General features: G+C 51.2%; 10 protein-coding genes. 2 read left to right on the top strand and 8 right to left on the bottom strand.

Annotated elements, in window-relative coordinates; all coding sequences use genetic code 11:
- Position 1: 1 nt before the first annotated feature.
- Positions 2-1,819 (bottom strand): multicopper oxidase PcoA, encoded by a 1,818-nt coding sequence (gene pcoA, locus N6P30_RS07440; protein ID WP_001378117.1) that lies wholly within the window; start codon positions 1,817-1,819, stop codon positions 2-4.
- A 234-nt stretch (positions 1,820-2,053) separates the two neighbouring features.
- Here pcoA and N6P30_RS07435 point away from each other — a divergent pair, with 234 nt between their 5' ends.
- Positions 2,054-2,503, top strand: a complete 450-nt coding sequence (locus N6P30_RS07435; RefSeq protein ID WP_001023257.1) for a copper resistance protein — start codon at positions 2,054-2,056, stop codon at positions 2,501-2,503.
- Between the two features lie 288 nt (positions 2,504-2,791).
- Positions 2,792-3,529 (top strand): peptidoglycan DD-metalloendopeptidase family protein, encoded by a 738-nt coding sequence (locus tag N6P30_RS07430; RefSeq protein WP_000287501.1) that lies wholly within the window; start codon positions 2,792-2,794, stop codon positions 3,527-3,529.
- A gap of 33 nt (positions 3,530-3,562) precedes the next feature.
- On the opposite strand, the gene N6P30_RS07425 is transcribed toward N6P30_RS07430, so the two are convergent.
- The 7 genes from N6P30_RS07425 to silC all read right to left on the bottom strand — a co-directional run bounded on the left by N6P30_RS07425 (position 3,563) and on the right by silC (position 13,231).
- On the bottom strand, positions 3,563-3,760 hold the full coding sequence (locus tag N6P30_RS07425) for a DUF2933 domain-containing protein (RefSeq protein ID WP_000843494.1): 198 nt from the start codon (positions 3,758-3,760) through the stop codon (positions 3,563-3,565).
- A 40-nt stretch (positions 3,761-3,800) separates the two neighbouring features.
- Positions 3,801-6,248 carry an Ag(+)-translocating P-type ATPase SilP gene (silP, locus tag N6P30_RS07420; RefSeq protein WP_001353604.1) on the bottom strand — a complete coding sequence of 816 codons (2,448 nt, stop codon included), beginning with the start codon at positions 6,246-6,248 and terminating at the stop codon, positions 3,801-3,803.
- Between the two features lie 126 nt (positions 6,249-6,374).
- Positions 6,375-6,815, bottom strand: coding sequence for a DUF411 domain-containing protein (locus tag N6P30_RS07415; protein WP_000758224.1), 441 nt, complete (start codon positions 6,813-6,815; stop codon positions 6,375-6,377).
- An 86-nt stretch (positions 6,816-6,901) separates the two neighbouring features.
- Positions 6,902-10,048, bottom strand: a complete 3,147-nt coding sequence (gene silA / locus N6P30_RS07410) for a Cu(+)/Ag(+) efflux RND transporter permease subunit SilA (protein ID WP_000574029.1) — start codon at positions 10,046-10,048, stop codon at positions 6,902-6,904.
- Between the two features lie 10 nt (positions 10,049-10,058).
- Positions 10,059-11,351: a Cu(+)/Ag(+) efflux RND transporter periplasmic adaptor subunit SilB gene (silB, locus tag N6P30_RS07405; protein ID WP_000157620.1), complete on the bottom strand. Its 1,293-nt coding sequence runs from the start codon at positions 11,349-11,351 to the stop codon at positions 10,059-10,061.
- A gap of 113 nt (positions 11,352-11,464) precedes the next feature.
- Complete coding sequence (gene cusF / locus N6P30_RS07400; RefSeq protein ID WP_001246155.1) at positions 11,465-11,818, bottom strand: cation efflux system protein CusF; 354 nt, start codon at positions 11,816-11,818, stop codon at positions 11,465-11,467.
- A 27-nt stretch (positions 11,819-11,845) separates the two neighbouring features.
- Positions 11,846-13,231 (bottom strand): Cu(+)/Ag(+) efflux RND transporter outer membrane channel SilC, encoded by a 1,386-nt coding sequence (gene silC, locus N6P30_RS07395; RefSeq protein ID WP_000475506.1) that lies wholly within the window; start codon positions 13,229-13,231, stop codon positions 11,846-11,848.
- Between the last annotated feature and the right edge of the window lie 74 nt (positions 13,232-13,305).

Genomic DNA, 13,305 nt, shown 5'->3' with positions numbered 1-13,305 from the left:
ATCATTCCTCCACCCGGACTTCACGAAACATTCCCATTTCCATGTGATAGAGCAAATGGCAGTGATACGCCCAGCGGCCAAGCGCATCTGCTGTCACTCTGTAACTGCGTTTTGTACCAGGGGGAACATCTATTGTGTGTTTACGAACCATGAAATTACCGTTTTCATCTTCCAGATCGCTCCACATACCATGCAGGTGAATGGGGTGAGTCATCATGGTATCGTTGATCAGCGTGATCCTGAGCCGCTCACCGTATTTCAGCAGCACCGGTGCGGCATCTGAAAACTTGATTCCGTTAAATGACCAGGCAAACTTTTCCATGTGGCCGGTTAAATGCAGTTCTATGGTACGGCCAGGTTCACGTCCGTCAGGATCCTCAAAGCGGCTTTTCAAATCCGCGTACGTGAGAACCTTTCTTCCGTTATTTCGAAGACCAATACCCGGATCATTTAATTTCGGAGAGACGCTCATCGCCTGCATATCAACCAGTGGGTTATCCGTTTCTGACGCAGGATGACTTTGCATACCCGGCATTCCGGCCATCCGGGAATGATCCATACCGGCCATGCTGCTGTGATCCATGGGCGCGGAGGATGTCCCGCTATCCGGAAGGCCAGCACCGTCCATAGACATCATCTCTCCGCTGTTATCCATGCCTCCCATCTGGCTGTGGTCCATTCCTGCCATATCATGTCCCATTCCCCCCATACCCATATCTTCCATGGTCAACAGAGGACGGGGATCGAGGGGGGGAACGGCAGCACTTAACCCCTCTCTCGTGGCCAGTGTCCCTCGAGCGTAACCGGTCCTGTCCATGGATTGTGCGAAGATGGTATAGGCCTCACCCTGAGGCTCCACAATGACATCATAGGTTTCGGCAACGGCAATCCTGAATTCGTCAACGGTAACCGGGTTTACATACTGGCCATCTGCAGCCACGACCGTCATTTTCAGCCCGGGGATACGGATATCGAAATAGGTCATTGCCGAGCCGTTGATAAACCGTAAGCGTATCTTTTCACCGGGACGGAACAGTCCGGTCCAGTTTTTCAGCGGGGCCTGCCCGTTCATGAGATAGGTGTAGGTGTAGCCACTGACATCCGCGAGGTCAGTCGGATTCATTTTCATTTCAGCCCACATTTTCCGATCGGCAATGGTGGCTGACAGCCCCCTGGTATTCACGTCGCGGAAAAAAGAGCCAACGGTTGGTTTATTGAAATTGTAGTAATCCGACTGTTTTTTTAATTTTTTCAGCAGGCTGTGAGGATTTTCATCGGTCCAGTCAGACAACATGACCACATGCTCACGATCGTAAGTAAACGGTTCTGGCTCCCCGGCATCGATGATAATGGCACCGTATACCCCCTCCTGTTCCTGCAGACCGGAATGGCTGTGGTACCAGTAAGTCCCGTTCTGCTTAACCTTAAAGGTGTAAACGTAGGTATCATCAGGCTCTATGCCCATAAAACTCAGCCCCGGAACACCATCCATATTGGCCGGAAGAATAATGCCGTGCCAGTGAATGGACGTCTGTTCATTAAGACGGTTTTTGACCTTCAGGGTAATGGTGTCACCTTCTTTCCAGCGAAGAACGGGCCCCGGCAGGCCTCCATTGATTGTTTTGGCCTGACGCTCACTGCCCGTGATATTGACGGCCGTTTCACCAATGGTCAGGTCAAACTGAGTACCCTGCAGGGATGCGGCAACTGGCAGGCTCAGACTGGAACGCGCATTGAAACTCCATACGCCAAGACTTCCGGCTACGCCAGAGAGGGTTAACCCCTTCAGGAAAGTTCGTCGAGACGTTTTCAACAGCATGCGCATTCCCTTATTTAAAGTATGGTTACTGACAGAATTCGAGAACCGATTTAAATTAAATTACTGGTTCATCCACTTACAATGAAATGAATCTAGCACACCTTAAGAAACAAATTCATTACAATCGTGTAATGTACATAGCTGTATTACATTTACGTCATCTTCCCCACAGGTTGATTATTTTTATATATGATCATAAGGACATCTTTTATGTACCTCAGAAGGTAATTACACATGAATATATTAATCACGACCACTGCGTTTACAGCTTTATTTTGTGGGGCAGCTTTTGCTCAGTCCAGTGATATTGCCCATGAAGCACATCGATTTGTTAATAATGCCTCAGCCGTCAGTCATGTGAATTCCTCGACGCATGAAAACTTACCGGACAGGGTTAATAAAAACAACACGCCCTCATTCTCTGAAATGAATGAACATGAAAGGGCCATTGTTGCTCATTCATTTATGAACAACAGCGCGTCCTATGCGCATCAGAAAATGATTGAGGAACATAAAAAAATGCTGTCCGGCAGTGATGCAAATTCAAAGACCTCGTCTTCTTCTTTTAACGAACTGAATGCCGGAGAAAAAGCCGCTCTCGTGCATGAGCAGGTCAATAATGCCGGTGCGGAAGCACATCAGACGCAGGCAAGAAAGCTTCGCGGGCTGTATTCGACCAGGTAACTGCAGGCGGGTTAGTGCTTAGCGTCAGGTGCGCAACAGGGCTTTACTGACGGGTTACGTAGCAGGACATGAGCCCCATATTGCTCTGCCGTAACCTGTTTCAGTCCCGTTAATCATCACCGTCGGGCTGGTCATACAGTTCCCAGAGCTTCAGGAGCAAACGGGAAACAAGATATGTTACAAAAATGACGACCATCAACGGTGCTCCCGATTAACTGACAGATGACACGCCTCCTGAAAACCCCTAGCATACGCCGCAGTGTTCATGCTAACGGCGAATTCCAGTAAATGTATTCTACCGATGTCGTAAAAGAAAATGCCTACCTTTCAGCCACCCGCTCGGGGCTGGAATCGAACGAGATCGCTACTCTTCAGCGCTCCTTGCCTTCCCGGTTTAATCTGCGGCATTTGAAAAAAAATGAATCATTAAAACTCGTACTGCAAAAGAAAGCGGGAAAATCACGTGTCGTGGCCTATAAATTTACGTCCGGTTCATTTAATTACACGGCGTATCGTATATCAGATAAAAAGTTCTATAACCTTTCCGATACTTCCGGGAAAGGCAGTCTCGATTATCCGTTACCGGCCACAGCAAGACTCAGTTCGCCTTTCAATCCTGCAAGACTTAACCCGGTATCGGGAAAAGTGAGTCCCCATAATGGCATTGATTATTCCATGCCCATGAACACGAAAATAGTCAGCGTCATCGACGGAAAAATCACCCGGGCCGAATACAACAGTACCATGGGATATTTTGTTGAAGTAACGGGAAAAGCCGGTGTTAAAACTCGCTATCTCCACCTCAATAAAATACTCGTTACTAAAGGGGCCAGGGTTACACGGGGAGGTGCTATTGCGTTATCCGGTAACAGCGGACGTTCATCCGGTCCTCATCTGCATTACGAGCTGGTCATCAATAACAACCCTGTTAACTCTCTGGCGTTCCGGGCAGCGGCACCCGCTGATAACAAACTCGAACAGCATGCCTTTGCGCATGCCAGAGACTACGAACGATACCTGGACTGATAACGGGACCGCGACGCGGCCCCGTCTGCCGGATTAATTTTTTTTATCGTTTTCACTTCCGTGATGTTGATGATCTCCATGCCCTCCGTGGCCGTGGAAAAGATGCATTAGCGGGCAGACCAGCAATAACAGATATGGCCAGTAACCTGCCACATGTGACCAGTGTTCGCGCAGGAGGGCAAATGCCGCGATCGCGGCGACAGCAATAAGCGCATAGGTGGTACTTTTCATACTGGACTCCTTCTGTTCGTAACTGACCCTTCACTCAGTGTTATTTCCCGAGCCTGACACTTTTCAGACGCAACGCATTCACAATGACGCTGACGGAGGAAAGAGCCATGGCCGCCGCCGCAATAACTGGCGACAGCAGTATTCCATACACAGGATAAAGCAGACCTGCAGCCACAGGCACGCCAAGTGCGTTGTAGATAAATGCAAAAAACAGATTCTGACGGATATTTTTCATGGTGATCTCTGACAGATGACGGGCCCTGTTCAGTATCATCAAGTCGCCTTTGAGAAGGGTGACTCCGGCACTTTCAATTGCCACATCTGTACCCGTTCCCATGGCTATACCCACGTCAGCCGCTGCCAGCGCCGGGGCATCATTCACACCGTCTCCGGCCATCGCAACCACATGGCCAGACTCTTTCAGTCGGGTTATCACTGCTTTTTTGCCATCCGGCAGAATTCCGGCTTCAACCTCATCTATTCCCAGTTTCCGTGCGACTGCTTCAGCAGTAAGCTGGTTATCCCCGGTGAGCATAACGATGCGGATCCCCGCCTGACGCAAAGCTTTAAGCGCATCCGGCGTGGTTGTTTTCACGGGATCCGAGATAGCTATCAGGCCTGCAAGGTCCCCGTCTGTGGCCACATAGATAACGGTAGCGCCTTCCATCCGCAACGTATCCGCAACGGCCTTTTGATTATCAATAACTATACTGTTTTCCTGCATAGCCAGTTCATTACCAATAACAACCCGTTGACCTTCGACATCGCCTGAGACACCTTTACCCGACGGTGCATCGAAATGAGTGACTGCGGGTATTGCGATCCCCTTTTCCTGTGCTGCTTTAACTACTGCCATACCCAGCGGATGCTGCGAGCCTTTTTCCACTGCGGCTGTTACACGCAAAAGAGATGTTTCCCCACCCGGATTGAGACTGATAATCCCTGTCACCGTAGGCGAACCTTCCGTGAGCGTGCCTGTTTTGTCGACAACCAGCGTGTCCACTTTTTCAAGACGCTCAAGGGCTTCGGCATTCCTGATTAACACCCCGGCCTGGGCTCCTTTGCCCACCCCCACCATTATCGACATCGGCGTGGCCAGCCCCAGCGCGCAGGGACAGGCAATAATCAGGACCGACACAGCCGCAATGAGACCGTGCGCCATCCTGGGCTCGGGCCCCCAGACAGACCAGATCACGAAAGCAACAACCGCGATAAGTATCACCAGAGGAACAAACCAGCCTGAAACGCTGTCAGCCATTCTCTGGATGGGGGCACGCGAACGCTGTGCATCAGCGACCATCTGAACAATTCGTGAGAGCATTGTTTCATCACCGACTTTCTCTGCACGGATGATGAGACTCCCTGTCTGATTAATGGTCCCCCCGATGACAGGGTCACCCTCCGTTTTGGTAACCGGCATAGATTCCCCGGTCACCATCGATTCATCAACGGTTGTTTTGCCTTCGATCACGATACCGTCGACCGGAATACTCTCTCCAGGTCTGATGCGGAGCTTATCGCCAGGCAGGACATCTTCCGCATTAATATCCGTTTCATGACCGTCATGATCCAGCCGTCTGGCGGTTTTGGGGGCAAGGTTCAGAAGCGCAGTAATGGCGCCTGAGGTTTGTTCCCGTGCCCGCAGCTCAAGAACCTGTCCCAGCAGAACAAGCACCGTAATAACTGCTGCGGCTTCAAAATAAACGGCCACCAGGCCATCCATGTTTCTGAACGATGCAGGAAACCAGGAGGGGAAGACGGTTGCAATGACGCTGTAAACCCAGGCTACGCCGGTCCCCATTGCAACAAGGGTAAACATATTCAGGGAGCGGTTACGTAACGACATTCCGGCCCGGGCGAAGAATGGCCAGCCACACCACAACACGACAGGGGAGGCCAGAAGCAGCTGCAGCCATGTGTTGTACTGTGGCGGTACTGTATTCCTCAACTCGGGAAACAGATGAGATCCCATTTCGAGTACCAGAACCGGAAACGCCAGCAACAACCCCAGCCAGAAGCGTCTTGTCATGTCGTGAAGTTCATCACTCGGCCCCGTGGATGCCGTAGCTACGAGCGGCTCCAGTGCCATTCCACAGACAGGACAGCTTCCGGGACCACTGCGGCGTATCTCCGGGTGCATCGGACATGTCCACACACCTTCAGAATTCTCTTTTTCCGCCTGGTGGTGAGGCTGTTTTATCTGATCAGGGCTAACTTCGTGATGATCGTGGTGATGGTGATGGGAATGTTCACTGGCATCTTCGGTAAGATAACGATCGGGATGGGCTTTAAATTTACTCTCACAGCTGGCGGAGCAGAAATAAAGTTGATGGTCCTGGTATCGAATGCTGCTGTGCGCCCTGTCGGGCAGGATGGCCATCCCGCACACGGGATCTCTCACCTTATGCAATACGTGGCCCTCGTCCGGGGATAATGTCTGCTCAGAAGCAGTCTGGTTGTTGTGTTGCACTGCATTGTCATTTTTCACAGTAACTCTCCTTATGCATACCGAAGCATCTTCTGTCTTCAGGGTATGTCATGGATGCGATTACCACGAATATCGCCGGCACAGGAGTGCCTGCTACCGGCGTCCCGTTATCAGCCGTTCCGCTGACTATTCGATTCGCTGGAAGACTTTTTTACTTCCATCCGGTGAGAATGCGATAACATCGTAAGCCTCTTTTCGGGCTCCCATCTCCATTCCAGGACTTCCTGCTGGCATACCGGGGGTGGCGAGACCGTATATACCTGAACCAGACTGCATTGCCTTATGTATCGTTGTCGCAGGCACATGGCCTTCAATGATCAAATTACCGGCAACCGCGGTATGACAACTTCGCAGTCCTGCAGGAATAGCATGCTTTTCTTTCAGGGCTGACAGCGCCTGATCATTCATGACGTGAGTTCGTACTTCAAACCCGTCTTTTTCCATCGCCTTGCCCCACAGGGAACAACAGCCACAGTTGTCAGATTTGTACATATCAATCACTTTTTCACTCGCCATCGCGGGCAGTGAAAGGCCGAGAGCCAGCGCCATCAGAACCACTTTTTTCATACTCACCTCTGTATATTATCGATTTAAACCCTGACGTCAGGGTGAATCAGTAAAGAAGGACACCCACAGGGGGTGCCCTTTCAGGTTCAGGACACGCTTTTTTTATGTCTGCGCAGCCAGATTAATTTGTAGGCGGCAGGAATAATGAACAGGGACAGCAGCGGAGCCGTGATCATCCCACCAATCATGGGTGCCGCGATACGGCTCATGACTTCTGAACCTGCACCGGTTCCCCAGAGTATTGGCAGCAGACCCGCAATGATCACCGCCACGGTCATGGCTTTCGGCCGGACACGCAGTACGGCACCATGATAGAGGGCTTCATCAAGGCCTTCCGGTGTGAACGTCTCTTTACGGGACAATTCCGGGTGCGCTTCAATGGCATGACGCAGATACATCAGCATGACCACGCCAAACTCTGCTGCCACCCCGGCCAGAGCGATAAACCCCGTTCCGGTTGCGACAGACATATGGAAGCCCTGCCAGTACAGGAACCATATCCCGCCAACCAGGGCGAACGGCAGGCTCATCAGGATCAGCAGGGCTTCATCAACCCGGCGGAATGCCAGATACAACAGGATGAAGATGATCATCACCGTCATCGGCACCATCAGCTTCAGTTTCTTGTTGGCATGCTCAAGCAGTTCAAACTGTCCGGAGAATGACACGCTGGTACCCGGTCTCAGTTTCACTTTCTGACTGATCGCCGTTTTAATGTCATTAACCACCGACACCATATCCCTGCCGCGCGCGTCAATGTAAATCCAGCTGGCTGGACGGGCATTTTCCGTTTTCAGCATAGTCGGCCCGGAAACGACCTTAATATCCGCAACATCGCCCAGCGTGATCTGCTGCTTCATCGGGGTCAGGATCGGCATCTGTTTCAGGGCCTGCGGGCTGTTCCGGTAATCCTGCGGATAGCGGATATTAATCGGGTACCGGGCCACGCCTTCAACCGTTTCCCCTACCGTCGCGCCGCCGATGGCTGATGAGATGAACAGCTGCACATCGCCCACCGTCATTCCGTAGCGGGAGGCTTTTTCCCGGTTGATATCCACATCAATGTAGCGCCCGCCTTCCAGTCGCTCTGCGAGAGCAGACACTACGCCGGGTACGGTTTTGGCGACCGCTTCGATACTCTGCGCCGTTGCATCGATATCGGACAGAACCGTTCCGGACACCTTGATACCTATCGGGCTTTTGATCCCGGTTGAGAGCATATCAATACGGTTACGGATTGGCGGCACCCAGAGGTTTGCCAGCCCCGGTAAACGGACGGTCCTGTCGAGTTCTTCAATAATCTTGTCAATCGTCATGCCTGGACGCCACTGATCCTCAGGTTTGAGCTGGATCGTGGTTTCAACCATTTCGAGCGGTGCGGAATCCGTGGCGGTCTCTGCTTTACCGGTCTTGCCAAATACAGAGGCCACTTCAGGAACGCTTTTGATTAACTTGTCCGTCGTCTGCAGGAGCGCTGCAGCTTCAGCCGGAGAGACACCCGGCAGGGTCGACGGCATATACAACAGGTCGCCCTCGTTAATCTTCGGCAGAAACTCACCGCCCACCTGGCTCAGCGGCCAGATAACGGTGAAAATGGACAAGGCCGCAACCAGCAGGGTTGTTTTTGGCCAGTGGAGAACCCGCAACAGCAATGGATGATACGCTTTGATCAGTACCCGGTTCAGGGGGTTACTGGTCTCTGCAGGAATTTTCCCCCGGATCCAGAATCCCATCAGAATCGGAATGACGATGATGGCCAGCGCGGCCGCGCCCGCCATGGAGTACGTTTTCGTGAATGCCAGCGGGCCAAACAGACGTCCTTCCTGACCTTCCAGGGTAAAGATAGGAATAAAGGACAGGGTGATGATCAGCAGGCTGATAAACAGTGCGGGTCCCACTTCAACGGAGGCATCGGTAATCACCTTCCAGCGGGTGGCGTTGTCAATCTGCTCACCCGGATGCTGATGATCCCACTCCTCAAGCCGCTTATGCGCATTCTCAATCATCACAATGGCGGCATCCACCATCGCACCGACGGCAATCGCTATCCCTCCCAGCGACATGATATTGGCGTTCAGTCCCTGGAAGTGCATGACGATAAAGGCGATACACAGACCAAGCGGCAGAGAGATAATCGCCACCAGGGCAGAACGTACGTGCCACAGGAACAGGGCACAGACGATGGCCACCACGATAAACTCTTCCAGAAGTTTGGAACTGAGGTTATCAATCGCCCGGTCGATGAGCTGGCTGCGATCGTAGGTGGTCACGATTTCAACGCCTTCCGGCAGGCTGGCCTTCAGCGTCTCAAGTTTATCCCTCACTGCCGTGATAACGTCGCGTGCATTTTTACCCGACCGCAGGATCACCACGCCGCCAGCGACTTCGCCCTGGCCGTTCAGCTCGGCAATACCACGCCGCATTTCAGGCCCGGTCTGCACGCGGGCAACATCCCGCAGATAAACCGGCACGCCGTTCTCGCCTGTTTTCAGGACGATGTTATTAAAATCATCAATGCTCTGAAGATAACCGCTGGCACGGACCATATACTCAGCTTCGGCCATTTCAACGGATGAGCCACCGGCCTCCTGGTTAGACGATTCAAGGGCCTGTTTCACTTCGGGCAGGCTGATACCATACTGAGACAATTTTACCGGATTGACCTGAATCTGGTACTGTTTCACCACGCCGCCAACCGAAGCGACCTCAGCCACGTTCGGGATGGTTTTCAGCTCAAATTTCAGGAACCAGTCCTGCAGAGAACGCAGTTCTGAAAGGTCGTGTTTTCCGCTGCGATCGACAAGGGCATATTCAAATATCCAGCCCACCCCCGTGGCGTCCGGACCGATTTCAGAACTCACACCGGCGGGCAGTTTTCCCTGTACCTGGTTCAGGTACTCCAGCACGCGGGAACGGGCCCAGTACAGATCGGTGCCGTCTTCAAAAATGACATACACATACGAATCACCGAACTGTGAAAAACCACGCACGGTTTTTGCGCCAGGCACGGACAGCATGGTGGTGGTAAGTGGATAGGTGACCTGGTTTTCTACAATCTGCGGGGCCTGGCCGGGATAGCTGGTTTTGATAATGACCTGCACATCTGACAGGTCAGGCAAGGCATCGACAGGCGTGTTAATAATCGTCCATGTGCCCCAGATGCTGAGAAACAGGGCCCCCATCATGACTAGGAAACGGTTGGCGACAGAGCGCCGGATAATCCATTCAATCATCGTCGTCTCCTCAGTGCCCTGAATGCATATTTACAGGCTGGTCAGACATTGCTGGCATACTGCTTTCTGTTTTTTCAGGGTGGCGCATACGTTCCAGTGCGCCCGTAATATTGGCTTCAGAGTCAATGAGGAACAGGCCACTGACCACCACGGTATCGCCTTCATTCAGGCCGGAGCCGATGCCGGACTGTTGCTGTGACTCATGCAGAACGTGGATCTGTTTCGGCACAAACTTGCCTTCATCATCAACAGTAATCACGCGCTGTTCTTTGCCGGTATCGATAACGGCCTGGCTTGGTATCAGCAGCATCTCCTGGCTTCTGGTATTCAGTTTCAGATAGGCATTCATGCCCGGCTTGAGAAACTCATCCTTATTAGAAACCTGGAGACGGACCTGAAGCGTACGGGTTGTCTGATCCACGCTGGGAAGAATATTCCATTTTTCGACATGGAATGTTTTATCCGGATAAGCCGGTACCGAAATTTCAAACTGCGACGTATCTTTCAGCAGATAGGCGATAGATTCTGGCACTGCAGCGCTGATCCAGACCGGGTCCATTCCCTGAATCTGAGCCACCACCTTATCTTTCGAAATATTCATGCCGGTGCGCAGGTCAAATGCAGTAATGACACCATCAATAGGTGCTTTAATGGTAAAACGGGTCTGAATGCTCCGGGTAGAACGCAGTCTCTGAATATCCTCTTCCGGCATACCTGCCAGGCGAAGCCGTTCCAGAACGCCTTTAATTTGCGTGGAAGTACCACCGGTGCTGGATAACAGAAGGAATTCACTCTGTGCTTCCACCCAGTCCGGAATGGTAATATCGATAAGTGGCGTCCCCTTCTTCACATGATCGCCAATCGTCATGGGGTAGACTTTTTCGACAAACCCGTCAGAACGCGCCTGCACAATAACAAACTGATACTCGTTATAGCTGACATTAGCCGGGATTGTCTGAGAATAATTCAGCATTCCTCGCGTGACTTTTTGCGTTTTTAATCCCAGATTCTGAACCTGGGTTGGGTCGATACGGATCCCGCCACTGCTTTTATCGCCACTGTCATCAGCATATTTTGGCACCAGGTCCATATCCATAAAGGGCGATTTTCCGGGTTTATCAAATTTGGTATCCGGTTTCATTGGGTCATACCAGAAAAGCACCTTTCGTTCCGGTGCCTTTTGTTCTGTTTTTTCTGTCTTTTGTGCTGAGTTTACATACTGCCAGGCAGTAACCGATATCAGCCCCCCTGCTATGAGGCTGCTGATAATTATTGCAGCATATTTTATCTTTAAAGAAGCCATACAATTTTCCGCTAAAAAATCAAAACACCTGGCATATGCGCCTGACGGTTAACTCACACATATACCTATGTGAATGTACAGGCGCACAGGATGTAATCGCTCCGGACAGCCAATCAGGACTGCGTCACGTTAATGCTTTTGAGTAAGGAGATATTGCCCTGCTGAATAAACGAGAAATCGACATGGTTGCCTGTTTTCAGGGCATTAATAGCATCGTCTGCATTAACAAAAGTAAAGCGCATGGTCATTGCAGGCCAGCCCACCGCTGGAATTGCTTCATGCGAAATGGTGATTTTCTTAGTATTCATATCAATGTCTTTAACGACACCGGTGCCCTTGATAACTTGCTGTACCGAAGCATCACTGGCAGTATTCATATCGCCATGCTGATGTGTTTCAGCATGAAGACCGGCAGAAAACATGACAGAGAAGGCACCAAATAAAACGGCTTTAAGTGAATTACGCATTTTAATTTCCTGATTAATTAAATAAATTTACTCTACCCAACCGCCACCCAGCGCGGTAAACAGATTAATTTCGTTAACCTGCCGGGAATAGGTAAGATCGAGAATGGTTTGCTGGGTAGCGAAGAGGGAACGTTCTGCATCCAGCACTTCGATGTAACTGACAGCACCACTTGCATACAATCCTCTGGCACGCTGGAGAGTTATCTGAAGTGAATCAAGATAACGCTGCTGTGACTCAAGTTGCTGGCTAAGGCTGTCGCGCAGCGCAAGCGTGTCGGAAACATCCTTAAAGGCTGACTGAATTTTTTGTTCGTAATTAACCACCGACTGTTGCTGGCGAATTTCAGCCAGCTTCAGATTGGCTTTATTCCTGCCAGCATTAAATATAGGAATTTCAATTTTAGGGATAAAATTCCACATTCCACTTCCTGACGTAAACAGGCTGGACAGCTCCGTACTGCTTGCGGAAAGACCACTGGTCAGGGTAATTGAGGGGAAAAAGGCCGCTCGCGCTGCGCCAATATTGGCATCAGCCGCTTTCAGCTGATATTCCGCTTCCATAATATCCGGTCGCTGCAGCAAAATTTGTGAAGACAGATTTGGTGGCAATTTTACTGGGGCTATCTCCCCGCCTTTCATCCCTTTTTCTGACGGAAGTGCGCGGTACGTTCCCAGCACCAGTTGCAGGGCATTGTTTGCCTGAGCCAGATCGCCTTCTCGTTTGGCTATTTCGGCGCGGGTACTTTCGATTTGTCCTCGCGCCTGTTCAAGTGCCAGAACGTTCGTACTCCCGGTCACGAGCTGCTGCTCAACGAAAGCATAGGACTGTTGATAATTTTTCAGCGTTTCCCGCGCAATACGAAGTTGTTCGTACGCCAGTTGCTGGCTGAAATAGCTTTGTGAAACGTTGGATACCAGCAGGATGTGTACGGCCCGACGGGCTTCTTCGCTGGCAAAGTAGTTCTGGCGATCAGCATCACTCATGTTCTTAAGTTTGCCGAAAAAATCGAGCTCATAGCTGAGCTCCAGTCTCGCGTCGTACTCCTGTGTGGTCGGCTTGTCACCTTTCAGACCACCGCTGTATGTTATCCCGGATGAGGCATTCAGCTGGGGATAACGATCTGCATCCGTGACGTTGAACTGGGCTCGGGCCTCTTCAACCTTCAGGGCAGCCATTCTCAAATCACGGTTATTAGTCAGAGCTTCACCGATCAACCGGGTAACCTGGGGATCGACAAAAAAGTTACGCCAGCCCGTATCCTGATAGCCATTTACCGCTGGCGTCAGGCTGTTATGGGACAGTGAAAACTGCTGGGGTACCGGTGCTGCGGGCCGCTGATATTCAGGCGCAAGCGACACGCAGCCTGCCAGGATGAATATCGTGCTAATGCTGAGTAATTTTAATTTGAACATAACGCTTCTCGTCCAGGCAGACCTGGTAAATGGTTCAAATGAAGTCCAGAGTATTGATAGGGGTACTTTACCTA

The organism is Enterobacter sp. PL1 (assembly GCF_945957325.1).
GTDB lineage: Bacteria > Pseudomonadota > Gammaproteobacteria > Enterobacterales > Enterobacteriaceae > Enterobacter > Enterobacter roggenkampii.
The sequence above is the reverse complement of the archived record's forward strand: the minus strand, read 5'-3'. Positions and strand labels throughout refer to the sequence as shown.